Source organism: Streptomyces sp. NPDC028314 (assembly GCF_055565795.1).
Map to the genome: position 1 here is coordinate 130,000 of NZ_JBVHTP010000005.1, position 23,617 is coordinate 153,616.

Consider the following 23,617-nt stretch of genomic DNA (forward strand, 5'->3'; position numbering starts at 1 on the left):
TCATGCCCATCACCGTGGCCCGGTTCAATCTCGTCGACCCGAACGGCACCCCCGAGAGCCTCTCCGCCCGGTACAAGGCCGCGCTGGAGATGGCCAGGTACGCGGACGACCGCGGCATCGACACCATCCAGACCGAGGAGCACCACGGCACCGGCAACAACTGGCTGCCCTCGCCCTTCGCCTTCGCGGGCGCGGTCTTCGGCGCCACCCGCCGGATCGCCGTCACCGTCTCGGCGATCATCGGCCCGCTCTACGACCCGCTGAAGGTGGCCGAGGACATCGCCGTACTGGACCTGCTCAGCGGAGGCCGGCTCGTCACCGTCGCCGGCATCGGCTACCGGCCCGAGGAATACGAGCAGCACGGCGTGGAGTGGGGCCGGCGCGGCACGCTCCAGGACGAGCTGCTGGAAACCCTGCTGCGGGCCTGGACCGGCGAGCCCTTCGCCTACCGCGGCCGGACGGTACGGGTCACCCCGCGGCCGTTCACGCAGCCGCACCCGCTGCTGCTGGTCGGCGGCAGCTCACAGGCGGCGGCCCGCCGCGCGGCCCGGCTGGGGCTGCCGTTCTTCCCGAGCGCCCACCTGCCGGAGCTGGAGGCGTACTACCAGGCGAAGCTCGCGGAGTACGGCACCGAGGGCTTCTGCATGATGCCCGCCGCCGAGACCCCGCTGCTGCACATCGCCGAGGACCCGGACCGGGCCTGGGCCGAGTACGGCGAGCGCTTCCTGCACGAGGCCGGGATGTACGCCTCCTGGCAGTCCAAGGACATCCGCAGCGCCGTACGGTCGGCCGCGCACTCGGTGGCGGAGCTGCGCGCGGAGGGCGTGTACCGGATCCTCACCCCGGACGAGGCCGTCGACTACGCCCGGGGCGCCGGCGAGGCGGGCAACCTGGTGCTGCACCCGCTGTGCGGCGGGATGCCGGTCGACGAGGGCTGGCGCAGCCTCCAGCTGCTGTGCGAACAGGTGCTGCCCCGGCTCAAGAGCTGAGCCGGGGCAGCACCCGCGGAGGAGAGGGGTGATGGCGGGGGATGGTTACCCCATCTCCTCCAACGCCTTGCCCTTGGTCTCCGGCACCCACTTGAGGATGAAGGGGATCGAGAGCACGGCGAAGACCGCGTAGATGACGTAGGCGCCGGACAGGTTCCAGTCCGAAAGGCTTGGGAACGACACCGTGATGACCCAGTTCGCGATCCACTGGGCGGCCGCGGCCACGCCGAGGGCCGCGGCGCGGATGCGGCCCGGGAACATCTCGCCGAGCAGCACCCAGACCACCACGCCCCAGGACAGGGCGAAGAAGAGGACGAAGCAGTTGGCCGCGATGAGGGCGACGAGGCCCTGGGTGTGCGGCAGGGCGATGTCGCCGCCGCTGGTGTCCTTGTAGGAGAAGGCCCAGGCCGCGAGTCCCAGCGAGATCGCCATGCCGGTGGAGCCGATGAGGGCCAGCGGCTTGCGGCCGATGCGGTCGACCAGCAGCATCGCGATGACCGTACCGACGATGTTCACGACGGAGGTCTCGAAGGAGTACAGGAACGAGGAGCTCGGGTCGATGCCGACCGACTGCCACAGCGAGGAGCTGTAGTAGAAGATCACGTTGATGCCGACGAGCTGCTGGAAGAGCGAGAGGCCGATGCCGGTCCAGACGATCGGCAGGAAGCCGAAGCGGCTGCCCAGGAGGTCCTTGAAGGTGGACTTCACCTCCGAGTGGATGGCGTTGTCGATCTCGCGGACGCGGGCGTCGGCGTCGATGCCCTTGCCCTCGACCTCGCGCAGCACCGTCTTGGCCTTCTCCGTGCGGCCGACCGAGACGAGGAAGCGCGGGGACTCGGGGATGGCGAAGGACAGCAGGCCGTAGAGCACGGCCGGGACGACCATCACGCCGAGCATCCACTGCCAGGCTTCCAGCCCGCCGATCTCCCCGCGCTGGTCGCCGTCGGCCAGGTTGAGGATGCCCCAGTTGACCAGCTGCGAGACGGCGATGCCGATGACGATCGCGGCCTGCTGGAAGGAGGCGAGCCGGCCGCGGTAGGCGGCCGGGGAGACCTCAGCGATGTAGGCGGGGCCGATCACCGAGGCCATGCCGATGCCGAAGCCGCCGACCACGCGCCACATGGCGAGGTCCCAGAGGGCGAAGGGAAGCGCCGAGCCGATCGCGCTGGCGGTGAAGAGGACGGAGGCGATCTGCATGCAGCGGATGCGGCCGATCCGGTCGGCGATGCGGCCGGCGGTGGCCGCGCCGAAGGCGCAGCCGATCAGCGCGGCGGCGATCACCTGGGCGAGGGTTCCGGAGCTGACGTCGAAGCGGTCACGGATGGCCTCGACGGCGCCGTTGATGACGGAGCTGTCGTAGCCGAAGAGGAAACCGCCCATGGCGGCCGCCGCGGTGATGAAGATGACGTGCCCGAGGTGGTCGGGCTGGGACGCGCTTCCACCGCCTGCCGCGGGTGCGTTCGCTGTGCTGGTCAAGGTGCGCTCCTGGGCCCGGCGCCGACGGCGGGCAGCGTGGGGGGTGTTGGTACTCGATGTCGTCGCCTGATCGTGTTCCTCCAGTGGCGCACATCAAACAGTGCGCCACCACCTGAACGTGCTTGGCGACAGAGGAGAGCTTATGACTTCACTTCATGAAGTCAATAGGATGTGAAGAACGCGTTTCCGGCGCATGAATCAGGCAGGGAACGGGTCAGCGAGGGCGATGTGTTCAATTCTTGAACGAGATCTACCCCTAGCGGAGCCTCTGACTGATCACCTTGGAGACTCCATCACCCTGCATGGAGACGCCGTACAGGGCATCGGCGACCTCCATCGTGCGCTTCTGATGGGTGATCACGATCAGCTGCGAGCTCTCCTGGAGCTCCTCCATGATCCGGATCAGGCGCTGCAGGTTGGTGTCGTCCAGCGCCGCCTCGACCTCGTCCATCACGTAGAACGGACTGGGCCTGGCCTTGAAGATGGACACCAGCAGCGCCACCGCGGTCAGCGAGCGCTCGCCGCCCGAGAGCAGCGACAGCCGCTTGACCTTCTTGCCCGGGGGCCGGGCCTCCACGTCCACGCCGGTGGTCAGCATGTTGTCCGGGTCGGTGAGGATCAGCCGGCCCTCGCCGCCGGGGAACAGCCGGGAGAAGACCCCCTCGAACTCCCGGGCGGTGTCCCGGTACGCCTCGGTGAAGACCTGCTCGACGCGCTGGTCGACCTCCTTGACGACCTGGAGCAGATCGGCCCGCGTCTTGCGCAGGTCGTCCAGCTGCTCGCTGAGGAACTGGTGCCGCTCCTCCAGGGCGGCGAACTCCTCCAGCGCCAGCGGGTTGACCTTGCCGAGCTGCTGGTAGGCCCGTTCGGCCGCCCTGAGCCGCTTCTCCTGCTCGGCGCGGACGTACGGCACCGGCCTGGTCCGCGGGTCCGCCGGGTCCTGCGGGTCCGGGGCCGCGCCGTCGGTGTCACCGCCCTCGGCGCCGGCGGGCAGCGACGGCGGGACCGGCTGGTCGGGCCCGTACTCGGCCACCAGTCCGGCGGCCTCCATGCCGAACTCCTCCAGGGCGCGGCTCTCCACCTGCTCGATCCGCAGCCGCTTCTCGGCGCCGAGCACCTCGCCCCGGTGCACGGAGTCCGTCAGCTTGTCGAGCTCCCCCTTGAGGTCCCGGCCCCGGCCGCGGGCCTCGCCGAGCTCCCGTTCGCGCAGGCCCTTGGCGTACTCGGCGGAGCTCCGCTCCAGCTCGGCCCGGCCGATCGACACCTCGAGGTGGGCGAGCAGCTGCCGGGCCCCGTCCGCCACGGCCCGGCCCACCTCGGCCTCGTGGGCCAGCCGCCGCCTGCGCCGCTCGGCCCGGGCCCGGGCCTCCCGCTCCGCCCTGGCACCTCGATCGAGCGAGTCCGCCCGGCCGGCCAGCCCCTTGACCCGCTCCTCGTGGGTCCTGAGCTGAAGCCGGGCCTCCATCTCCGTCTGCCGGGCGTTGGCCCCGTCGGCGGCGAGGCGGTCGCGCGCCGAGGTGTCGGGCTCCTCCTCCACGGGCAGCTCCTCCGCGACGGCGAGCCGCTGCGCGCACTCCTCGACGTCGATGCGCGCCTGTTCCAGCGCGTCCTGAGCCCTGGCCTCGGCCGCGGCACTGCGCTCGGCTTCGCCCGCGGCGCCCTTCGCCTGCCCGGCGAGCCGGCCGAGCTGCTGTGCGACTCCGGCCCGGGCCTGCTCCCCCGCGCGGCGGCGGTCGGCCAGCTCCTCGACGAGGGCCGCCGCCTCCTGCCGGCCGCTCTGGGCGCTCTCCTTGGCCGCGGCCAGCTCGGCGCACTCCGCCTCCAGCCGCGCCAGCTCGGCCGCGGCCTCGTCGACGGCGGCCTGCACCTCGATGAGGCTGGGCGCCCCGGCGGAACCGCCGTGCGCGAGGTGCGCCCCGAGGACGTCCCCCTCGGCGGTCACCACGATCAGGTCGGCCCGCTCGGCGACGAGCTCCTCGGCCTCGTCCAGGGTCCCGACGACGACGTACTCCCGCAGCACCCACGCCAGGGCCCGCACCACGGCGGGATCGCCCTCGACCAACCGCCCGGCGGCCACCCCCGCCCGACCGGCTCCGGCCCCCTCCCCGGCCGGCGGACCGGCCGGCCCCCGCCACGCGCCACCCCCGGGCCGGGGGTCCCCACCGACGACTACGGGCTCCGGGACGGAGTCCCGGGTCGAGCCGGAGTCCCGGGCCGGGGCAAAGTCCCCGCTCGGGGCGGAGTCCCGGAAAACGCCGGATTCCCCGCTCGGGCCGGAGTCCCGAGCCGAGCCGGAGTCCGCGGCAGGGGCCGGGTGCGGGAAGGGGGTCGGCGTTGCGGGGGCGGCCTGGGGTACCAGCCCGAGGGGCGCGTCGGCCGGGGGCGTTGCGGGTGCCGGGATCGGGCCGTGGGGCCCGGCCTGGGGGCCCGGGGACTGCCCCGGCAGCACGGCGGTGGGCGGGGCGATCAGCAGCGTGGCCCGTCCCGCGTCCGCGTCCCGCAGGTGCCGGATCGCCTCGGCCGCCGACGCCGCCGACGCCACGGCCACCGCGTCGGCGGCAGCCCCCAGCGCCGCGGCCACCGCGACCTCGAACCCCGCCGCCACCGACACCCGTTCGGCCGCCGGCCCCAGCAGCCCGCTCAGCCGGTCCCGGGCCGCGAGCAGCGCCCCCGTACCGTCCTTGCGCCGCAGCCCCAGCGCCAGCGCGTCCCGCCGCGCCGATACCGCCGCCCGCGACCGCTCCGCCGAGCTCAGCGCGTCCCGGGCCGCGGACAGGGCAGCCTCCGCCTCCGTCAGCCGGGCCCGCGCGGCCTCGTACTCCCCCTCCACCGACGGGTCGTCGAGCCCTCCGACCTCCTCGGCCAGCGCCTCGTACTCCGCCTGCGCCGCCGCCGCGCGGGCCTGCGCCCCCTCCCGCGCGGACTCCAGCCGTTCGATCTCCGCCTGCGCCGCGCCCGCCCGGGAGCGGGCGGCGCCCAGCCGTCCGGTCAGCCGGGCCAGCCCCTCGCGCCGGTCGGCGATGGCCCGCGCGGCGTCCCGCAGCCGCCGCTCCTCCTCGGCCAGCGAGCGCTCCAGCTCCGCCCGGTGCTCGACCGTGTCCTCCAGTGCCCGCGAGGCCGCCTCCAGAGCAGCCGTCAGTTCCGCCTCCTGCTCGCGGATCCGGGCCGCCTCGCGCTCCATCTCCTCCGGGTCGCGGCCGCGCCGCTCCTCCTCGGGCGCCGCCGTCGCGCTCTTGACCCGGGCCTGCGCCAGGGAAACGGTTCCCCGGACCCGTTCGGCCGACTGCGAGAGCTCGTACCAGGTCTGCTGGGCCCGTTGCAGCCGGGGCGCGAGTTCCCGCACCGCTTCCTCCAGCTCGGCCTCGCGCCGCAGCGCTCCCGCGAGCTCCCGTTCCGCCGTCTCCTTGCGCTCCTTCAGGGCCGCCTCGTCGGCGATCTCCGCGTCCAGCGCCCCCTTCAGGGTGACGAGGTCGTCGGCGAGCAGCCGCAGCCGGGCGTCGCGCAGGTCCGCCTGGATGACGGCCGCCCGCCGGGCCACCGCCGCCTGCCGGCCGAGCGGCTTGAGCTGCCGGCGCAGCTCGTCGTTCAGGTCCTGCACGCGCGCGAGGTTGGCCTGCATCGCGTCCAGCTTCCGCAGCGCCTTCTCTTTCCGTTTGCGGTGCTTCAGTACGCCCGCCGCCTCTTCGATGAAGGCGCGGCGGCCCATCGGATCGGCGTGCAGTACGGAGTCCAGCTGGCCCTGTCCGACGATGACGTGCATCTCGCGGCCGATGCCGGAGTCGGAGAGCAGCTCCTGGATGTCGAGCAGGCGGCAGGTGTCACCGTTGATCTGGTACTCGCTGCTGCCCCCGCGGAACATGATCCGCGTGATGGTGACCTCGGCGTACTCGATCGGCAGCGCGCCGTCGGAGTTGTCGATGGTCAGGGAGACCTCGGCGCGGCCCAGGGGCGGGCGGCCCGTCGTGCCCGCGAAGATGACGTCTTCCATCTTCCCGCCGCGCAGGGACTTGGCCCCCTGTTCGCCCATGACCCAGGACAGCGCGTCCACCACATTGGACTTGCCGGAGCCGTTCGGGCCGACGACACAGGTGATCCCCGGCTCGAAGCGCAGGGTGGTGGCGGAAGCAAATGATTTGAAGCCACGCAGGGTCAGGGACTTGAGGTGCACGCCGCCGGACTCTACCTTTCACGTTCGGTTTCACCCATGAAGGTGCAGGGCAGATCAGACGTCAAAGGAATCAGCCCCCCCACCTGGCCCAATGTCCTCGGGCCGGCCGCCGGCGGGTGACAGCCCGCGAGGAAGGCCGCGCGTACGCGTGGAGGAAGACGGTGAGGGCGGGGTGAAGGAAAGAGCGGGTGAAAGAAAGAAGGGACGCCGGAGCGTCCCTTGCAGATCATGCGGGGCTGGAATCGAGCGACGAGAGAGCGCGGATCAGGTGAGCGCAGGCTCCGCCTGGGGTACGTCGAGGTCGATGCTGTCCAGCAGCGAGTCTCCGTGCTGAGCGGCGGCCGCGTTCAGTGCGTCGTTCTCGGACTGGATTCGTCCGAGCTCGGACTCGAGGTCCTGGACGCGCTGCTGAAGCCGTCGCATCTCGGCGAGGAGTCGCGGGTCGGAACCGCCGACGTAACCGAGAAGCGCCTTTGCCATGATGGATGGTCCTCCACACTGAGTGACCGACCGAGAGCGGTGTGGGTCGTGAGGGAATCGCACCCGCGGATGTCCGGCAGCGACTGACAGTCACTGCGCTTACTACTGCCAACACTGCCAAACAGCTCAGGTGCGCGGGGCTTCCAGCGTCTCACCAAAAAGTTTGACGGTCAACACGATCACGCCCCGTATCGGCGGGCATCCCGGTCCCCGCGGGGGAGGTGGAGATCTTCCTCGCCTCCGAGCCTTCCACGGATGGCGACCGTCGGCAACGCGTCAGCGGTGAATGCGCAGATCCGACCAGGTGCGGACCATCCAGAGATCTGATGAGTGCATGATCAGTCGATCGGTCACCGGATCGCGAAACCGTCGTAGCCACCGCGCGGTGTGCCCCAGATCTCTGTCACCCCGTCCACCCGCCCGGGCGTGTCGGCGGAGCACAGCCAGTCCAGCAGCCGGTGGCAATTCTCACGTTGACCTTCGGCCACCACCTGTACTCGGCCGTCGTCCAGGTTGAGCGCGAAGCCGACCACGCCGCCGATCTCCAGTGCATTGGCCCTGGTGAACCAGCGGAAGCCCACTCCCTGTACACGGCCGCGCACCCACGCCGTCAGGCGGACATCTTCGTTCATGCGTGAACGCTAACCGGGCAGTCGGATTCGGGGCACATCGCCCCCCTGGCCCCATGGCGTACAGTCCCGCTCCAATGAGCTCACTCGTTTGAGTGAGCAAATATCTGATCACACAAGGAAGGCACGACAGCGGATGGGACGCCACAGACTCCACGCTTCGCCGCGCCGCGGCGTCGGCAAGCGCCGTACCGCCGTGCGCATCGGCCTGGCCGGAATCCCGGTGGCCCTGGTCCTGGGTACGGCGGCGGCCGTCACGACCGGTGTCGTGCCGGTCGGCGACTCCTTCCCGTACGTGGGCACGCAGTCCGCCTCCAAGACGGAGGCCAAGGCCGACGAGGCCGCGGGCGGAACCCGGCCGCAGGGCGGCCTCGCCGGCCTGCCGGGCCGCGCGCCCGCCACCCCCGGCCCGGGCGCCGACAGCCCCGCGCCCACCTCGGCTTCGCCGTCCCCCTCGGCATCGCCCTCGCCTTCGGCTTCCCCCACGCCGTCCCAGACCCCCTCTCCCGCGCCCTCCACCAAGGAGCCGGAGCCGGAGAAGACCCCCGCCCCCGCCCCGAAGCCGACGAAGGCACCGCTCCCGGTTCCGAAGCCCTCCGTCCCCGCGCCCTCGGACGGCCACTCCGCCGAGGAGGCGGCCGTCCTCGCCCTGGTGAACCAGGAGCGCGCCCAGGCGGGCTGCGTCCCGGTCCGGGCGAACCCGCCGCTGGCCGCGCTGGCCGGGGCGTTCAGCAAGGACATGGCCGTACGGGGCTTCTTCGACCACACCGACCCCGACGGGAACACCCCGTGGCAGCGGGCCGACAAGGCCGGCATCTCCGGCCTCGGCGGCGAGAACATCGCCCGCGGCCAGGGTGACGCCCAGGCCGTGATGAAGGCCTGGATGAACAGCCCGGGCCACAAGGCGAACATCCTCAACTGCGAGTTCCGCACCCTGGGAGTCGGCGCCCACTTCGCCGCCGGCGGCCCCTGGTGGACCCAGGACTTCGGCTTCTAGACCTAGACGGCCGCCAGGGCGGCGCGTCCCGCCAGGACCACGCGGGTGTGCTCCGCGACGCGGCGGCCGAGGTGCTCGGCGGTGGCGATGTCGGACTTGTGGACCGCCTCCGCGCCCTGGTCGGCGTTGGTCTGGGCGGCCGCGCCGGAGAAGAAGCCGAGGCGGTTCAGGTCGTACTCGGAACCGGTGCTGGAGTTCCAGCCGGGCTTCAGGCCGAGGTTGACCCAGTTCATGGCGTGCTGCGCGGCCAGGGTCTGGAAGTACTGGAGCGTGTGCTGCTTGTCGCCGCTCTTGGAGCCGGAGTTCGTGAAGCCCGCGGCGACCTTGTCCTGCCAGACGTTGCCGAACCAGCGCTTCGAGGTCGCCTCGGCGAAGACGTGGAAGGCGCCGGAGGCGGTGCCCATGTAGGTCGGGGATCCGAAGACGATCGCGTCGGACGCGTCCAGCAGCTCCCACTGCGCGTCGTCGATCTCGTCGACCTTGATGAGGTGGACGGTCGCTCCGGCCTCGGCGGCACCCGCGCGGACGGCCTCGGCGACGACGGCGGTGTGGCCGTACCCGGAGTGGTAGGCGACCGAGACGACGGGGGCGGGCGTGATTCCGGACATGGTGGATCTCCCTCAAGGATGTGCGAGCTGAGCCGCGTCGCCGCGTGACGGCGGCGACGAGGAAAGAGAACCACTAACTTTTAGAAAGCGCAAGCAGACAGTTAGCGCTACCCGGGGGTACGCTCTTCGGTATGGAGACCCCTGTTCGCACCGAAGCGTCCGCATCGGAACTACCGTTCGATGTCTTCGCTCGCGCCTGCCCGTCCCGGGAAACCCTGGAGCACGTCACCGGCCGCTGGGGCAGCCTCACCGTCGGCGCCCTGCGCGACGGCCCGTGCCGCTTCAACGCACTGCGCCGCCGGGTCGAGGGCGTCAGCGAGAAGATGCTGTCCCAGACCCTGCACGCGCTGGAGCGCGACGGCATAGTCCACCGCGAGGCGCAGCCCACGAACCCGCCCCGCGTCGACTACGAGCTGACCCCCCTGGGCCACGAGGTGGCCGACCGGCTCCTCTCACTGATCCACTTCCTGGAGGGCAGCATGCAGCAGGTGCTGACCGCCCGGGAGTCCTACGACGGCACGCGCGGCGGCCGCTGACAGCGCGGGCAGAAGTAGCTCGACCGGTTCATCCACGGCCGGCGGCGCATCGGGGTGCCGCAGCGCCGGCAGGGCTCGTCCTCGCGCCCGTACGCGTCGAGCGACCGGTCGAAGTAGCCGGATTCCCCGTTCACGTTGACGTACAGGCTGTCGAAACTGGTCCCGCCCACGGCGAGGGCGGCGTTCATGACGTCCCGGACATGGCCGAGGAGTTCCGCGCTCCGGGGGCGCGTGAGTGTGCTGGTGGGGCGCTCGTAGTGCAGCTTCGCGCGCCACAGGGCCTCGTCGGCGTAGATGTTGCCGACCCCGCTGATCAGCGACTGGTCCAGCAGCGCCCGCTTGACTGTGGTCCGCCGGGCGCGCAGGGCGAGGTGGTACACCGTCTCGTCGAAGAGCGGGTCGAGCGGGTCGCGGGCGATGTGCGCGATGACGTCGGGCAGCCCGTCGGGGGTGTTCTCGTGCAGCGAGAGCCCGCCGAAGGTCCGCTGGTCCACGAAGCGCAGCTCGGTCCCGGCCTCGTCCGCGAAGCGCACCCGGATCCGCAGGTGCTTCTCGTCGGGGGCGCCGGCCGGCTGCACCAGCAGCTGCCCGCTCATCCCGAGGTGCCCGAGCACGGACAGGTCCCGCCCGGCCAGCGGCAGCCACAGGTACTTCCCGCGCCGCTGCGGCACCCCGATGGTCTCGCCGGTGAGCCGGTCCGCGAAGTCGGCCCCGCCGCCCGGGTGCCGGCGTACGGCGCGGGGGTGCAGGACCTCGACGGCCTCGACGGTCCGGCCGGCCACCCAGCGCTCCAAGCCGCGCCGCACCACTTCGACTTCGGGCAGCTCGGGCACGGTGTTCCTCCGGGAGGGGTACGGGTCTGGACGCTCCCGGCGAGCCTACCGGCCGCCCCCGGGGCGCCCTGGAACAGGACCGCCCCGCACCCTCCGGGGAGGGTGCGGGGCGGGAAACGTCCCGAAGGAAGGGTCAGGCGTTCGGCGCCGGTTCGGCGGGCGTCGGCGCCCCGCCGTCCTCGGTCACGGCCGGAGCCGTGACTTCTGCCGGAGCGGCTGCGGCAGCGGCTTGCGCCGCGATCCGCTCGTCCGCCGCGGCACGGATCCCGCGCCACGCGGACTCCGCCGCCTGCTGTTCCGCTTCCTTCTTGCTGCGGCCGGTGCCGGTGCCGTACGAGACACCACCGACGCGGGCGGCAGCAGTGAAGGTCTTCTCGTGGTCCGGTCCGGTCTCGGTGACCAGGTATTCCGGTACACCAAGGCCTTCGGCCGCCGTGAGCTCCTGGAGACTGGTCTTCCAGTCCAGGCCGGCCCCGAGGTTGGAGGACTTCTCGATGAGCGGGTCGAAGAGCCGGTGGACCAGCTCCGAGGCCGCGTCGAGGCCCTGATCGAGGTAGACCGCGCCGATCACCGCTTCAAGGGTGTCGGCGAGGATGGACGCCTTGTCCCGGCCGCCCGTGCCCTCTTCGCCCCGGCCGAGCCGGATGAAGGAGCCGAGTTCGAGGCCGCGCCCGACCTCCGCCAGTGCGCGTGAGTTGACCACCGCGGCCCGCAGTTTGGCCAGCTGGCCTTCCGGCAGATCGGGGTGGGTCGTGTACAGCGTGTCCGTGACCACCAGGCCCAGCACGGAGTCCCCGAGGAACTCCAGCCGTTCGTTGGTGGGCAGACCGCCGTTCTCGTACGCGTACGAGCGGTGGGTCAGTGCACGCACCAGAAGGGCGGTCTCGAGTTGATACCCGAGCCGCCCTTCCAGAAGCACGTGGGACGAGGCCGCGTTGTTACTGTCTGCCTGCTTCTCAGCGTTGGACAGCTCAGACATTGCGCCTCTCACCAGCCGCTCAGACCTCGAGGACCTGGCGCTTGTTGTAGGTGCCGCAGCTCGGGCACGCAATGTGCTGGAGCTTCGGCTCCTGGCAGCGCTCGCACGAAACCAGGTTGGGGACCGCAGCCTTCCACTGCGACCGGCGGTGGCGCGTGTTGCTGCGCGACATCTTCCGCTTCGGAACAGCCACGGCTACTTCTCCTGCTTCTCGGCGGCGCCCTGAACTCCGTCAGAGGCAGTGCCGCTCATGTTGTCCTTCTCGTCGTCCTGATCGGTCACGACGAGTCCCTGCAGTGCCGCCCAACGGATGTCGACGGCGTCGTGGTGGTGGTCCGGGTCGTCGTTCAGGCTGAGCCCGCAATCGGGGCACAGTCCGAGACAGTCCTCCCGGCACACCGGCTGCATGGGCAGTGCGAGCACTACCACGTCACGCAGCACGGGTTCGAGGTCGAACAAGCCGTCCTCGAGGAAGAGCGTGTCCTCGTCGTCCTCGGCGTCGTCGGCCGGCTCCGCCTTCGAGCGGGTCCGGTCGTCGGCGTCAGGGTACGAGAACATCTCCTGGAAGTCCGCCTTGAGCTCGCGCTCCACGGACTCCAGACACCTTACGCACTCCCCCACGGCCGATGCACGGGCGGTGCCTGTGACAAGCACCCCTTCCATGACCGACTCCAGGCGGAGGGTGAGCTTCAGCGGGGCGCCTTCCGGTACCCCGATGACGCCGACGAGACCGAAGTCCGCCGGTGTCGCGATCTCACGGGACAGCCGCTGCATGGCACCAGGACGCCGACCCAGCTCGTGCGTGTCGAACACGAGGGGGTTGCGGTGGTCGAGGCGGGTATTCAGGGCCGTTCCTGCTTTCACAGATCGCTGAAGATCAAAGTTTCTGCCACTTGAGGGCAGCATGGATCGCGGTGCATACGCGCGACCGAACAGCCAGGATACCCGCAGCCGCGCCCAGCGCCCAATCCGGGCCGTCGGCGGCTAGCGCCCCTGCTCGTACTGCCGCAGCTGGTCCAGGTTGATCATGCTCGTGTCGAAGAAGCTGGTCTCGTCGAGCGCCGGCTGCTGGGCCTGCTGCTGCGCGTGCGGCTGCTGGTAGGCCGCGTACGGGTCGGGCTGCTGCGCGTCGGCGTAGGGCGCGGGGTAGGCCGCCCCGGAGTAGGGGTCCGGCTGCTGGACCTGCTGCTGGTAGCCGTACGGGTCCTGGTACGCGGAGGCGGAGTATGCGTCCTGCTGGGGCTGCTGGTAGCCGTAGCCGTCGTACGCGGGCTCCTGGGGCGCCTGGGCCTGCGCCGGGATCACCGGGGCCGACGGCTCGGCCAGGCCCGCCAGGAAGTCCGCGTCGCTCGCCGAGCGGGACTGCTGGGAGCCCGCCGCGTCCTGGGCGGCCATGTGCGCGCCGAGGTCGTCCGTGGGCACCCGGCCGAGCAGCTTCTGGCGGCCGCGGCCGACGGCCTCCAGGGTCTTGGAGAGCACCGCTTCGAAGGTGGCGAGCTTGCTGTCCACGTACGCGTCGGCCTGCTCGCGCTGGGTCTGCGGATCGTGGCTGCGCTCGGGGGCGTCGTCCTCCTCGGGGAACCCGTAGCCCTGGCCGTCCGGGCCCGGGCCGCGCCCCAGCAGCTTCTCGCGGCCCCGGTCCACCGAGCCGATGGTCTTGCTCAGCACGACCTCGAAGTTCGCGAGCTTGCTGTCGACGTAGTCGTCCGCCTCGGCCCGGATCTCCTCGGCCTCCCGGCGGGCGTCCGCCAGGATCCGGTCCGCCTCGGCCTGCGAGCGCCGGGCGACCTCGGTGTCGGAGATCAGCGAACCGCGCTGGGCGTGCGCCGACTCGATGATCCGGTCCGCCTCCCGGCGCGCCTCCTCGACCACCTGCTCCCGCCCGCCGATGAGCTCCTGCGCCTGCGCGAGGGAGCCGGGCAGGGCTTGGCGCACCGCTTCGAGGCTCTCCAGCAGCTCCGCGCGGTTGATCACGCAGGAGGCCGACATGGGCATGGACCGGGCGCTGCCGACGGCCGCGACGATCTCGTCGAGCTTCTTCTGCACGTCCATGGGGGCTCGCACTCTCTCGGCCTCGGGCGGTTCCCGAGTCGGACGGGACGACTGTAAGGCCACCGGGTGGACGTCCGGCACGGACTGACGCCCCGTCAGGCGGTCAGCGGTCGCGGAGCCGCTCCATGAGTGCCGTGTGCACGTGCGCCGGCAGCAGGTGGGCGACGTCGCCGCCCCATGCCGCGACCTCCTTGACCAGGGAGGAGGACAGGAAGCTGTAGGTGGGGTTGGTCGGCACGAACAGCGTTTCGACGCCCGAGAGACCCATGTTCATCTGGGCCATCTGAAGCTCGTAGTCGAAGTCGCTGACGGCGCGCAGGCCCTTGACGATGGCCGGGATGTCCCGCTGCTTGCAGAAGTCGACGAGCAGTCCGTGGAAGGACTCGACCTCGACGTTCCCGTAGTCGGCCGTCGCCTCGCGGATCAGCTCGATCCGCTCCTCGACGGTGAACAGTCCCTGCTTGGACTGGTTGATCATCACGGCGACGTGGACCACGTCGTAGAGCCGGGAGGCCCGGCCGATGATGTCGAGGTGTCCGTTGGTGATGGGGTCGAACGACCCCGGACAGACGGCGCGGCGCAACTGAACTCCCTCGCTCCCCGGTGCGGGCTTCATGATTCTTCGCTGGCGTTGGCGGCGCGACCGTACCAAAGGGTGCCTTCGCCGTACTTCCGCGACCGGAGCGGCTCGAACCCCTCGGGCCACGGGAAGGCGCCGCTCCTGGTGCTGCGTTCCACGGTGGCCAGTGCATCGTCCGTGAGCCAGCCATTGGACCGGAGTGTGAGGAGGATCTCGCACAGCTCCTCGTGCTCCACGGCGTACGGCGGGTCCAGGAAGACGATGTCGTACGGCTCCCCCTGCGCCGGTACCGCCACGATCTGCTCGGCCTTGCCCGCCCGGAATTCGGCGCCGGGCAGGCCCACCGATTTGATGTTGTCCCGGATGGCCTTGGCGGCCTTCGCGTCGGGCTCGACCAGCAGGGCCCGGTCGGCGCCGCGGGAGAGGGCCTCCAGGCCGACCGCGCCGGAGCCGGCGTAGAGGTCGAGCACGCGGGCGCCCTCCACGCCGTGCAGGGACTCCCAGGTGGAGAAGAGCCCTTCGCGCATCCGGTCCGAGGTCGGGCGGGTGCCGGTGCCGGGCGGCACGGTCAGCCGTCGCCCGCCGGCGCTGCCGGCGATCACGCGGGTCATCTGGGGTCCTTCGGTGGGGAGGGCGGAGAGACGTGGCGGAGAAACGTTCAGGGGTTCAACGATAGGTCGTACCGCTCAGCCCTTCTCCAGGTACTGCTCGCGCTCGGTGTCCAGCAGGGCGTCGAGGGCGGTCCGCAGGCCGGGCAGGTGCGCCAGCTCGGGATCCTCCGCGACCACGCGGGTGGCCTCCTCCCGGGCCTGGGCGATGACCTCCTCGTCCTCGATGACGGCGAGCATCCGCAGCGAGGAGCGGACGCCGGACTGGGCCTGGCCCAGTACGTCGCCCTCGCGCCGCTGTTCCAGGTCGATCCGGGAGAGCTCGAACCCGTCGAGGGTGGCGGCGACGGCGGCGAGCCGGGCCCGGGCGGGGCTCGCCTCGTGCATCTCGCTGACCAGCAGGCACAGTCCGGGCGCCGAGCCCCGGCCGACGCGGCCGCGCAGCTGGTGGAGCTGGGAGACCCCGAACCGGTCCGCGTCCATGATCACCATGACCGTGGAGTTGGGGACGTTCACCCCGACCTCGATGACGGTCGTGGCGACCAGGACCTTGACCTCGCCCGCGGCGAAGCGGCGCATGACGTCGTCCTTGTCGGCGGGGTCCATCCGCCCGTGGAGCACCTCGACGGCGAGCCCGGCGAGCGGGCCGCGGGCGAGCTGTTCGGCGATCTCCAGGACGGCGAGCGGAGGCCGCTTGTCCCCGTCCTCCTCGGCGGCCTTCTTCTTCTTCGGCTCGTCCTCGCCGTCGCCGATCCGCGGGCAGACCACATACGCCTGGTGGCCGTTCTCGACCTCCTCGCGGACCCGCTCCCAGGCCCGGGTGAGGAAGTGCGGTTTGTCCTTGGCGGGCACGACGTGGGTGGCGATCGGGGAGCGGCCGGCGGGCAACTGGTCGAGGACGGAGGTCTCCAGGTCGCCGAAGACGGTCATGGCCACGGTGCGCGGGATGGGGGTGGCGGTCATCACCAGCAGGTGCGGGGGCTGTTTGCCCTTGGAGCGCAGGGCGTCGCGCTGTTCCACGCCGAAGCGGTGCTGCTCGTCGACCACGACCAGGCCGAGGTCCTGGAACTGCACCTTGTCCTCGATCAGGGCGTGGGTGCCGATGACGATCCCGGCCTCGCCCGTGACCAGGTCGAGCAGCGCCCGGCGCCGCGCGGGCATCCCCATGGAGCCGGTCAGCAGCACCACCTTGGTGCCCTGGTCGCTGCCGCCGAGCATGCCGCCCTCGGCCAGCTCGCCCATCATCTCGGTGATGGAGCGGTGGTGCTGCTGGGCGAGCACCTCGGTGGGCGCGAGCATCGCGGCCTGCCCGCCGCAGTCCACGACGGCGAGCATCGCCCGCAGGGCGACCATCGTCTTCCCGCTTCCGACCTCGCCCTGGAGGAGGCGGTGCATGGGGTGGTCGGTGGCGAGGTCGTCGAAGATCTCCTTCGAGACGGTCTGCTGGCCCTCGGTGAGGGTGAAGGGCAGCTTCGCGTCGAAGGAGTCGAGCAGTCCGCCCGGGGCGGGGCGGCGCGGGACGGCGGGGAGCTGGGAGTCGGCGTGCCGGCGGCGGGCCAGGGCGACCTGGAGGACGAAGGCCTCGTCCCACTTGAGGCGCTGGCGGGCGTCCTCGATGTCGGCCTTGGTCGCGGGCCGGTGGATCTTCAGCAGGGCTTCGGTGAGGGGGACCAGGGCGCGGCCCTCGCGCAGCGCGGCGGGCAGCGGCTCCACGACGTCCTGGACGCCGGGCAGTACGGCGTCCACGCACTTGGCGATCTTCCAGGACTCCAGCTTGGCGCAGGCCGGGTAGATCGGGATGAGCTGGTTGGCGAAGGCGGTGGCCGCGTCCCGGTCGGAGGCGTCGGCGCCGAGCGGCTCGTAGGCGGGGTGGGAGAGCTGGAGCTTGCGGTTGAACATGCCGACCTTGCCGGCGAACATGGCGCGGGTGCCGGGCAGCAGGTCCTTGTGCGGCTTGTGGACGCCCGCGCCGAAGAAGACGAGCTGGAGGCGGCCGCTGCCGTCGGTGATGGTGACCTCCAGGCGTTTGCCGCGGCCGCCGTTGAAGGTCAGGATCCGGGCGTCGGCCACCTGGGCGACGACCGTCACGTGCTCGTCGATCTGGTCGGCCAGCTCGGCCAGCGGGGTCAGCTCACCGCGCTCCGCGTACCGCCGGGGGTAGTGGTGGAGCAGGTCCAGGGCCGTGTGCAGGCCGAGCTGCTCGGCCAGCACCTTGGCGGTGGCGGGGCCGAGCGTCTTCTTGAGGTCTTCGTCGAGCGCGGGCACGTGTTCCATTGCACACCATGCCGCTGACAAGCCCGCCCTTCGACCCCTATTCGACCCCGATGAGCAGGGGCGCCGAGTAGCGCCCGCCCCGGTAGGTGACGGTGTCGACGGCCAGGTGCCCCTGCTGGACGTACGCCTCCAGGCGCGCGGCGAGGGCGTCCGGTACGTCCGGGCCCAGGACCAGGGTGACGAGTTCGCCGCCGGAGCCGAGCATCCGGTCCAGGACGGCTTCGGCGGTCTCGGGCAGGCCGGGGCCGATCACGGCCACGTCGCCGTCGATGAGCCCGAGCACGTCCCCGGCCTGGCAGATGCCGGCGGAGGTGAAGGACTGGCGTTCGGCGACGGCGAGCTCCCCGTAGCGGGTGGCGCCGGCCGCCGCGGTCATGGCGACCACGTCCTCGTCGAAGCTGCCGTCCGGGTCGTGCACGGCGAGTGCGGCCAGGCCCTGGACGGCGGACCGGGTGGGGATCACGGCCACCCGTACGCCGTCGGCGCGGGCCTGTTCGGCGGCGGAGCCCGCCGCCGCCCGCCACTCGGCGCCGCCGGGCAGCAGCACCACCTCGCGGGCGTGGGCCCGGCGGATGGCGTCGACCAGCTCGGCCGCGGCCGGAGCCGCACCCGGCCGGGCCAGCACGGTGGTGGCGCCGGCCTCCCCGCACAGCCCGGCCAGCCCCTCGCCCGGGACCACGGCGACCACCGCCCGCTGGACGCGCGGGGCGCGGGCGCGGCGCCGTTCGTCGCCGAAGTGGGTGATCCGGATCCGGTAGGGCCTCCCCGCCACGACCCCGGCCTCGACCGCGGCGCCGGGGTCGTCGACGTGGACGTGGACGTTCCAGAGCCCGTCGCCGCCGACCACCACGAGGGAGTCACCGAGCCCGTCGAGCCGCGTGCGCAGCTCCCCGACGGCGGCCTCGCCGGCCTCCAGCAGGTAGATCACCTCGTACGCGGGCCCGCCCCGCTCCTCCGTGCAGGGCTCCGGCGGCTGCGGTACGGGCACGGCCCGGCCGCGCACCGGCTCGGGGGCGGGGGTCTGGCCGGACAGCGCCTGCCACAGGGCCCCGAGTACGGCGACCAGCCCGCAGCCCCCGGCGTCGACCACTCCGGCGCGGCCGAGCGCGGCGAGCTGCCCGGGGGTCTCGGCGAGGGCGGCGCGGGCCCCGTCGTAGGCGGCGCGGGCCACGTCCGCGGCGGTTCCGGCGGCGTCCCCGGCGGCCCGGCCGCCGCGCGCCGCCGCGGTGGCCACGGTGAGCATGGTCCCCTCCACCGGGTGCGCGACGGCCTCGTAGGCCTCCTCGGCGGCCCGGGCCAGGGCCTGCGCCAGCAGACGGCCGGGGCCGCGCCCCTCGGGTTCGGCGCCGAGCACGTCGGCCACTCCGCGCAGCAGCTGGGCGAGGATCGTCCCGGAGTTGCCCCGGGCGCCTATGAGGGCGCCGTGCGCGTAGGCCCGTACGGCCTCGGACAGCGAGAGGGCGGGCCGGTCCGTGCCGTCGGTCACGTTCCCGGAGCTCGCGGCGAAGGCGGATTCCAGCTCTCGGTCGGCGGATTCGGCGGTCAGGTAGAGGTTGGTGCCGGTGTCGGCGTCGGCGACCGGGTAGACGTTGATCGCGTCGATGTCCTCGCGGGCCCGGCCCAGGGCGCTCAGGGCCAGCGAGCTCCAGGTGCGCACCGCTTCGGCGTCGAGCTCGTCGGCGGGCTGCGGCTGCGGCTCGTGCGGCACCGGGCGTTCCTCCTCGTGCGGGCCAGGGTTCACCGCAGGGTAACGAAGGACGGCTGCTGTCCGGGGACCGCGGGGCGGGGTCGGCGGGGGCCGTGGTAGTTTTCTTGGACGGACGCAGTCGTTGTATGCTGCTCCGGTTGCCCGATGAAAGTCGGGCCATTCCCCCGGCAAACCACTTCAGATCCCTGATTCCGGTGCGCCGGTTTTCACTGTAAGTGCATCTGAAGTCTTTGGAGTGACCTGTGGCTGCCAACTGCGACGTTTGCGCCAAGGGGCCGAGCTTCGGCAACAACATCTCCCACTCGCACCGCCGCACCTCGCGTCGCTGGAACCCGAACATCCAGCGCGTCCGTGCCGTGGTCAATGGGACGCCGAAGCGCCTCAACGCCTGCACCTCGTGCATCAAGGCCGGCAAGGTCTCGCGCTGACGCCTCACGTCGTAGCGCAGCCCTTTCCGGTTGCCAAGAAGGCCGGTCCACCTCGTGGACCGGCCTTTTGCCTTGCCCGGGCGGGACTGCCCGGACGCGGCGCCTGAGCGGGACGTCCCAGCAGGACGTCGACGCGAACGAGAGAGCTCCCGGTCCCCCTGGTGAGGGGGCCGGGAGCTCTCTCGTCGTGTTCTCAGCTCCGCCACTGCCAGGCGTGGTCCACCGGTCCGATGCCCCCGCCGAGCGCGAAGCCGGCCGCGATGGCCCCGGTGACGTACTGCTTGGCCGCGGTGACGGCCTCGGGGACGTCCAGGCCCTTCGCCAGTCCCGCCGCGACGGCGCTTGCGAGGGTGCAGCCGGTTCCGTGCGTGTGCCGGTTGTCGTGCCGGGGGGCCCGCAGCCAGCGCTCGTCGGCGCCGTCGGTCAGCAGGTCCACGGCCTCGTCGCCGTGTGCCTTCAGGTGCCCGCCCTTGATGAGCGCCCACCTGGGGCCGTAGCCGAGGATCGCGTCGGCGGCCCGCCGCATGTCGTCCTCGCTCTCCACCTCCAGGCCGGTGAGCTGCGCCACTTCGTCCAGGTTCGGTGTCGCCACCGTGGCCCGCGGCAGGAGTTCCTTGCGTACGGCGTCCAGCGCCGAGGCGGCGAGCAGCGCGTCCCCGTGCTTGGAGACTCCGACGGGGTCGACGACCGCCGGGGCCCGTGTGCCGGCCAGCAGCTCGGCCACGGTCTCCACGAGTACGGCGGAGGAGAGCATCCCGGTCTTCACGGCGTGCACGCCGATGTCATCCACGACGGCCCGGTACTGGGCCGTGACGGCCTCGGCGGGCAGCTCCCAGGCCCCGTGCACGCCGAGCGAGTTCTGGGCGGTCACAGCGGTCAGCACGCTCATCCCGTGCACGCCGAGCGCCGTCATCGTCTTGAGGTCGGCCTGGATCCCGGCGCCGCCGCCGGAGTCGGATCCGGCGACGGTCAGGCACAGCGGCGGGCGGTTCAACGCGTGGGCTCCTCGGCGGCCGGGTCGGCGCCGAAGTGGTCCCAGCCGCCGGTGCTGGTCCAGGGGGCACCGTCCACGGTCACCTGGGGCAGGGCGGAGCGGTTCTGGACCTCCCCGATGACCTTCCAGCGGGCCGGCAGCTTCACGTCGGGCGGGAAGGTGGCCACGATGGCGTGGTCCTCGCCGCCGGTGAGGACCCACTGGAGCGGGTCCACGCCGACGGCCTGGCCGATGTCGTGCATCTGGCTCGGGATGTCGACGGCCGCCGAGCGCAGGTCGATCCGTACCTTGCTGGCCTCCGCGATGTGCCCGAGGTCCGCGACCAGGCCGTCGCTGACGTCGGTCATGGCGGTGGCGCCGAGTCCGGCGGCCGCGGGGCCCGCGTGGTACGGCGGCTCGGGGCGGCGGTGCGCCTCGACGAAGGCCCGCGGGGAGCGGAAGCCCCGCGAGAGGACGGCGAATCCGGCCGCGGACCAGCCCAGCCAGCCGGTGACCGCGACCACGTCGCCGGGCTGCGCGCCGGAGCGCAGCACGGGCTCGTGGTTGCGCAGGTCGCCGAGGGCGGTGATGGCGACGGTGATGGTGTCGCCCCGTACGACGTCTCCGCCGACCACGGCGGCTCCGGCGACCTGGCATTCGTCGCGGATGCCGTCCATGAGCTCGGTGGGCCAGGTGACCGGCAGTTCCGCCGGGACGACGAGGCCGAGGAGCAGTGCGGTCGGCACCGCGCCCATGGCGGCGATGTCGGCGAGGTTCTGCGCGGCGGCCTTGCGGCCCACGTCGTAGGCCGTGGACCAGTCGCGCCGGAAGTGCCTGCCCTCCAGCAGGATGTCGGTGCTCGCCACGACCCGCCGGTCGGGGGCCGACACCACCGCGGCGTCGTCGCCGGGTCCGAGCCGGACCGCCGGGGTGGTGGTGAGCCGTGAGGTGAGCTCCCGAATGAGCCCGAACTCCCCCAGCTCGCCCACAGTGCCCTTCATCGCTGTGCCCCTTCTTGGCCAGTCCGCTTGCGGTCGCGAGCCGTCACAGCTCTGGGTACCGTCAACAGATACGTCAACTTCTGCTCTGCGTGCGCCCCGCTGTGCGTGGAGCCGGGCTCGCGGGTCTCCCCGCGGCGCTCGGCGACGCGGTACCGTGGCGTCCCTTCTTCCCCGGGCCCACCCGATCTCCCCGGGCCCACCCGAAGATTAGGGGAAATGATCCTCGTGGCCGCCCTGGAGGTTCCGTGGTACAGGCGTACATCCTTATCCAGACCGAGGTGGGCAAGGCGTCGTTCGTCGCCGAGTCCATCGGCCAGATCCCGGGGGTGATCCAGGCCGAGGACGTGACGGGCCCGTACGACGTGATCGTGCGCGCCCAGGCCGACACCGTCGACGATCTCGGCCGCATGGTGGTCGCCAAGGTCCAGCAGGTGGAGGGCATCACCCGCACCTTGACCTGCCCGGTGGTCCATCTGTAGCCCCCGTCTACTCTTGACCGGTGATGTCACTCCACCGCCGGTCCCGCCGTCTGCTGGTTCTGCCCGCTCTCGCGGTCGTACTGGCCCTCGCGGGCTGCACGGCGGGCGCTTCGCAGGCCCGGGTGGATCCGCCGCCCGCGCCGCCCGCCGATGTCGCGGGGCTCTGTGCGGCCCTGCACGAGGAGCTCCCGGACACGGTGTCCGGCCTGGCCCGGACCGAGACCGTTCCGGAGTCGGATCTGACCGCTTCGTGGGGCGGCTCGGCGATCGTACTGCGGTGCGGTATCCCCAAGCCCCCCAAGATGGCTGAGCCGAAGCAGGACGGCATCGAGGTCAACGGTGTCGGCTGGCTCGTGGAGAAGCCCGACGGCGGTCTCCGGTTCACCACTGGGACGCGGCTGGCGTACACGGAGGTCCGGGTCGACAAGGAGCATGCCACGGACGCCAGCATGCTGGTCGGTCTGTCCGAGGCCGTGGCCAAGACCGTCCCCGTGGGCATCTCGTCGTACTGAGGGGCCTTGGGACCGTGCCCGTACGAGTCCTCGCGGGAGGTCTCCTACGGTTCCCACAAGGACCGCCCGCCGGGTTCCCGGCGGGCGGTCCTTGTGCGTTCCTGAGGTCGTACGGGGCTAGCGCAGCCCCGTGGAGCGGCGCAGGGCCGCCTGGATCAGGCGGTCCACCAGCTCCGGGTACTCGATGCCCGACTCCTGCCACATGCGCGGGTACATCGAGATCGGGGTGAAGCCCGGCATCGTGTTGATCTCGTTGATGACGAAGGTGCCGTCCTCGGTGAGGAAGAAGTCGGCGCGCACCAGGCCCTCGCAGGACGCGGCGTCGAAGGCCTCGATCGCGAGCCGCTGCACCTCGGCGGTCTGTTCCGGGGTGAGCGGGGCGGGCACGATCCCGGAGGCGGAGTCGATGTACTTCGCCTCGAAGTCGTAGAAGTCGTGGCTGGAGACCGGCGGGATCTCGGCCGGGGCGCTCGCGCGCGGGCCGTCCTCGAACTCCAGCACGCCGCACTCGATCTCGCGGCCGCGCAGCAGCGCCTCCACGATGATCTTCGGGTCGTGCTTCTGGGCCTCGCGCACCGCGGCGTCCAGGCCGGAGGCGTCGTCGACCTTGGTGATGCCGATGGAGGAGCCGGCCCGGGCGGGCTTGATGAACAGCGGCCAGCCGTGCTCGGCGGCGAAGTCCAGGATCCTGCCGCGGGCGGCGTCCCGGTCGGCGCTCCACTCGCGGGGGCGGACGGTGATGTACGGGCCGACGTTCAGCCCGAAGGACGTGAACACCCGCTTCATGTAGTCCTTGTCCTGGCCGACGGCCGAGGCGAGGACGCCCGAGCCGACGTACGGGATGCCGGAGAGCTCCAGCAGGCCCTGCAGGGTGCCGTCCTCGCCGTACGGGCCGTGCAGCACGGGGAAGACGACGTCGACCTCGCCCAGGGCCTTGGGAACGGCGCCCGGCTCGGTGTAGACGACCTCGCGGCTGGCGGGGTCGACCGGGAGCACGACGGCGCCGTCCTCGGACTCGGCGAGGTCGTCGACGCTCGGGAGCACCCGGTCGGCGATGGCCATCCGGGAGGGCTCGTCGGCGGTCAGCGCCCATCGGCCGTCCGTGGTGATGCCGATGGGCAGCACCTCGTACTTGGACCGGTCGATGGAGCGCAGCACGGCGCCCGCCGTGACGACCGAGATGGCGTGTTCCGAGCTGCGGCCGCCGAACACGACGGCCACGCGGGGCTTGCGGCCCTGCTGCTCAGGGGTCTGGGGGAGGTTCTCGCTGCTCATATCGCCACGAGAGTACCCGCTCAGACGTCCGG

Annotated in this window: 23 protein-coding genes; 6 read left to right on the forward strand and 17 right to left on the reverse strand. The window is 72.0% G+C overall.

What is annotated here, in order from left to right; translation table 11 throughout:
* Window positions 1-2: 2 nt before the first annotated feature.
* On the forward strand, window positions 3-989 hold the full coding sequence (locus ACZ4TG_RS14045; protein ID WP_468162224.1) for an LLM class flavin-dependent oxidoreductase: 987 nt from the start codon (window positions 3-5) through the stop codon (window positions 987-989).
* A 45-nt stretch (window positions 990-1,034) separates the two neighbouring features.
* Here the strand turns inward: ACZ4TG_RS14045 and ACZ4TG_RS14050 are convergent, their stop codons facing one another.
* The 4 genes from ACZ4TG_RS14050 to ACZ4TG_RS14065 form a co-directional block, all read right to left on the reverse strand.
* The gene (locus tag ACZ4TG_RS14050; protein ID WP_468162225.1) at window positions 1,035-2,465 is read right to left on the reverse strand and encodes a sugar porter family MFS transporter; all 1,431 of its coding nucleotides are present in this window, start codon (window positions 2,463-2,465) and stop codon (window positions 1,035-1,037) included.
* 256 nt (window positions 2,466-2,721) lie between these two features.
* Complete coding sequence (locus ACZ4TG_RS14055; protein WP_468162226.1) at window positions 2,722-6,633, reverse strand: AAA family ATPase; 3,912 nt, start codon at window positions 6,631-6,633, stop codon at window positions 2,722-2,724.
* A gap of 264 nt (window positions 6,634-6,897) precedes the next feature.
* Window positions 6,898-7,113 (reverse strand): hypothetical protein, encoded by a 216-nt coding sequence (locus tag ACZ4TG_RS14060; RefSeq protein ID WP_030227372.1) that lies wholly within the window; start codon window positions 7,111-7,113, stop codon window positions 6,898-6,900.
* A gap of 350 nt (window positions 7,114-7,463) precedes the next feature.
* Complete coding sequence (locus ACZ4TG_RS14065) at window positions 7,464-7,745, reverse strand: acylphosphatase (RefSeq protein WP_468162227.1); 282 nt, start codon at window positions 7,743-7,745, stop codon at window positions 7,464-7,466.
* 133 nt (window positions 7,746-7,878) lie between these two features.
* Between ACZ4TG_RS14065 and ACZ4TG_RS14070 the strand changes: the two genes are divergently transcribed.
* Window positions 7,879-8,739, forward strand: a complete 861-nt coding sequence (locus ACZ4TG_RS14070; protein WP_468162228.1) for a CAP domain-containing protein — start codon at window positions 7,879-7,881, stop codon at window positions 8,737-8,739.
* A 2-nt stretch (window positions 8,740-8,741) separates the two neighbouring features.
* Here ACZ4TG_RS14070 and ACZ4TG_RS14075 read toward each other — a convergent pair whose 3' ends face one another.
* On the reverse strand, window positions 8,742-9,347 hold the full coding sequence (locus tag ACZ4TG_RS14075; protein ID WP_468162229.1) for a flavodoxin family protein: 606 nt from the start codon (window positions 9,345-9,347) through the stop codon (window positions 8,742-8,744).
* A gap of 131 nt (window positions 9,348-9,478) precedes the next feature.
* Between ACZ4TG_RS14075 and ACZ4TG_RS14080 the strand changes: the two genes are divergently transcribed.
* Window positions 9,479-9,883: a winged helix-turn-helix transcriptional regulator gene (locus ACZ4TG_RS14080; RefSeq protein WP_468162230.1), complete on the forward strand. Its 405-nt coding sequence runs from the start codon at window positions 9,479-9,481 to the stop codon at window positions 9,881-9,883.
* On the opposite strand, the gene mutM is transcribed toward ACZ4TG_RS14080, so the two are convergent.
* From mutM to ACZ4TG_RS14125, 9 genes are all read right to left on the reverse strand, one after another.
* Window positions 9,856-10,716, reverse strand: coding sequence for a bifunctional DNA-formamidopyrimidine glycosylase/DNA-(apurinic or apyrimidinic site) lyase (mutM, locus tag ACZ4TG_RS14085; protein ID WP_468162231.1), 861 nt, complete (start codon window positions 10,714-10,716; stop codon window positions 9,856-9,858). The two genes, ACZ4TG_RS14080 and mutM, sit on opposite strands and share 28 nt — an antisense overlap.
* A gap of 133 nt (window positions 10,717-10,849) precedes the next feature.
* Window positions 10,850-11,695: a ribonuclease III gene (gene rnc / locus ACZ4TG_RS14090; RefSeq protein WP_468162232.1), complete on the reverse strand. Its 846-nt coding sequence runs from the start codon at window positions 11,693-11,695 to the stop codon at window positions 10,850-10,852.
* Between the two features lie 19 nt (window positions 11,696-11,714).
* Window positions 11,715-11,888 carry a 50S ribosomal protein L32 gene (rpmF, locus tag ACZ4TG_RS14095; RefSeq protein ID WP_053675094.1) on the reverse strand — a complete coding sequence of 58 codons (174 nt, stop codon included), beginning with the start codon at window positions 11,886-11,888 and terminating at the stop codon, window positions 11,715-11,717.
* A 2-nt stretch (window positions 11,889-11,890) separates the two neighbouring features.
* A complete protein-coding gene (locus tag ACZ4TG_RS14100; protein WP_468162233.1) occupies window positions 11,891-12,601 on the reverse strand; it encodes a YceD family protein in 711 nt (236 codons plus the stop codon).
* A gap of 78 nt (window positions 12,602-12,679) precedes the next feature.
* On the reverse strand, window positions 12,680-13,747 hold the full coding sequence (locus tag ACZ4TG_RS14105) for a DivIVA domain-containing protein (RefSeq protein WP_468162234.1): 1,068 nt from the start codon (window positions 13,745-13,747) through the stop codon (window positions 12,680-12,682).
* A 103-nt stretch (window positions 13,748-13,850) separates the two neighbouring features.
* Window positions 13,851-14,330 (reverse strand): pantetheine-phosphate adenylyltransferase, encoded by a 480-nt coding sequence (gene coaD, locus ACZ4TG_RS14110; RefSeq protein WP_468162704.1) that lies wholly within the window; start codon window positions 14,328-14,330, stop codon window positions 13,851-13,853.
* Window positions 14,331-14,359: 29 nt separating this feature from the next.
* Window positions 14,360-14,938 (reverse strand): 16S rRNA (guanine(966)-N(2))-methyltransferase RsmD, encoded by a 579-nt coding sequence (rsmD, locus tag ACZ4TG_RS14115; protein ID WP_468162235.1) that lies wholly within the window; start codon window positions 14,936-14,938, stop codon window positions 14,360-14,362.
* Window positions 14,939-15,013: 75 nt separating this feature from the next.
* Entirely contained in the window at window positions 15,014-17,209 is a 2,196-nt protein-coding gene (gene recG, locus ACZ4TG_RS14120) for an ATP-dependent DNA helicase RecG (RefSeq protein WP_468162236.1), read from the reverse strand.
* A 37-nt stretch (window positions 17,210-17,246) separates the two neighbouring features.
* The gene (locus tag ACZ4TG_RS14125) at window positions 17,247-18,950 is read right to left on the reverse strand and encodes a DAK2 domain-containing protein (RefSeq protein WP_468162237.1); all 1,704 of its coding nucleotides are present in this window, start codon (window positions 18,948-18,950) and stop codon (window positions 17,247-17,249) included.
* 209 nt (window positions 18,951-19,159) lie between these two features.
* On the opposite strand from ACZ4TG_RS14125, the gene rpmB reads away from it, so the two are divergent.
* Complete coding sequence (gene rpmB / locus ACZ4TG_RS14130; RefSeq protein ID WP_007266795.1) at window positions 19,160-19,345, forward strand: 50S ribosomal protein L28; 186 nt, start codon at window positions 19,160-19,162, stop codon at window positions 19,343-19,345.
* Between the two features lie 193 nt (window positions 19,346-19,538).
* On the opposite strand, the gene thiD is transcribed toward rpmB, so the two are convergent.
* Window positions 19,539-20,339, reverse strand: a complete 801-nt coding sequence (gene thiD, locus ACZ4TG_RS14135; RefSeq protein WP_468162238.1) for a bifunctional hydroxymethylpyrimidine kinase/phosphomethylpyrimidine kinase — start codon at window positions 20,337-20,339, stop codon at window positions 19,539-19,541.
* Complete coding sequence (locus tag ACZ4TG_RS14140; protein WP_468162240.1) at window positions 20,336-21,319, reverse strand: thiamine-phosphate kinase; 984 nt, start codon at window positions 21,317-21,319, stop codon at window positions 20,336-20,338. The genes thiD and ACZ4TG_RS14140 overlap by 4 nt, the downstream gene beginning before the upstream one ends.
* 245 nt (window positions 21,320-21,564) lie before the next feature.
* Here ACZ4TG_RS14140 and ACZ4TG_RS14145 point away from each other — a divergent pair, with 245 nt between their 5' ends.
* Both ACZ4TG_RS14145 and ACZ4TG_RS14150 read left to right on the forward strand, forming a co-directional pair.
* The gene (locus ACZ4TG_RS14145) at window positions 21,565-21,798 is read left to right on the forward strand and encodes an Lrp/AsnC family transcriptional regulator (RefSeq protein ID WP_030011290.1); all 234 of its coding nucleotides are present in this window, start codon (window positions 21,565-21,567) and stop codon (window positions 21,796-21,798) included.
* A 23-nt stretch (window positions 21,799-21,821) separates the two neighbouring features.
* Window positions 21,822-22,310, forward strand: a complete 489-nt coding sequence (locus ACZ4TG_RS14150; protein ID WP_468162706.1) for a DUF3515 domain-containing protein — start codon at window positions 21,822-21,824, stop codon at window positions 22,308-22,310.
* A 117-nt stretch (window positions 22,311-22,427) separates the two neighbouring features.
* Here the strand turns inward: ACZ4TG_RS14150 and ACZ4TG_RS14155 are convergent, their stop codons facing one another.
* Window positions 22,428-23,585, reverse strand: a complete 1,158-nt coding sequence (locus tag ACZ4TG_RS14155) for a D-alanine--D-alanine ligase family protein (RefSeq protein ID WP_468162241.1) — start codon at window positions 23,583-23,585, stop codon at window positions 22,428-22,430.
* Window positions 23,586-23,617: the final 32 nt, after the last annotated feature.

Coding starts and splice junctions, on each gene's coding strand:
- ACZ4TG_RS14045 (WP_468162224.1), top strand. CDS start 3: ATGCCCATCACCGTGGCCCGGTTCAATCTCGTCGACCCGAACGGCACC.
- ACZ4TG_RS14060 (WP_030227372.1), bottom strand. CDS start 7,113: ATGGCAAAGGCGCTTCTCGGTTACGTCGGCGGTTCCGACCCGCGACTC.
- ACZ4TG_RS14065 (WP_468162227.1), bottom strand. CDS start 7,745: ATGAACGAAGATGTCCGCCTGACGGCGTGGGTGCGCGGCCGTGTACAG.
- ACZ4TG_RS14070 (WP_468162228.1), top strand. CDS start 7,879: ATGGGACGCCACAGACTCCACGCTTCGCCGCGCCGCGGCGTCGGCAAG.
- ACZ4TG_RS14075 (WP_468162229.1), bottom strand. CDS start 9,347: ATGTCCGGAATCACGCCCGCCCCCGTCGTCTCGGTCGCCTACCACTCC.
- ACZ4TG_RS14080 (WP_468162230.1), top strand. CDS start 9,479: ATGGAGACCCCTGTTCGCACCGAAGCGTCCGCATCGGAACTACCGTTC.
- rnc (WP_468162232.1), bottom strand. CDS start 11,695: ATGTCTGAGCTGTCCAACGCTGAGAAGCAGGCAGACAGTAACAACGCG.
- ACZ4TG_RS14100 (WP_468162233.1), bottom strand. CDS start 12,601: ATGCTGCCCTCAAGTGGCAGAAACTTTGATCTTCAGCGATCTGTGAAA.
- ACZ4TG_RS14105 (WP_468162234.1), bottom strand. CDS start 13,747: ATGGACGTGCAGAAGAAGCTCGACGAGATCGTCGCGGCCGTCGGCAGC.
- rsmD (WP_468162235.1), bottom strand. CDS start 14,938: ATGACCCGCGTGATCGCCGGCAGCGCCGGCGGGCGACGGCTGACCGTG.
- recG (WP_468162236.1), bottom strand. CDS start 17,209: ATGGAACACGTGCCCGCGCTCGACGAAGACCTCAAGAAGACGCTCGGC.
- ACZ4TG_RS14140 (WP_468162240.1), bottom strand. CDS start 21,319: ATGAAGGGCACTGTGGGCGAGCTGGGGGAGTTCGGGCTCATTCGGGAG.
- ACZ4TG_RS14150 (WP_468162706.1), top strand. CDS start 21,822: ATGTCACTCCACCGCCGGTCCCGCCGTCTGCTGGTTCTGCCCGCTCTC.
- ACZ4TG_RS14155 (WP_468162241.1), bottom strand. CDS start 23,585: ATGAGCAGCGAGAACCTCCCCCAGACCCCTGAGCAGCAGGGCCGCAAG.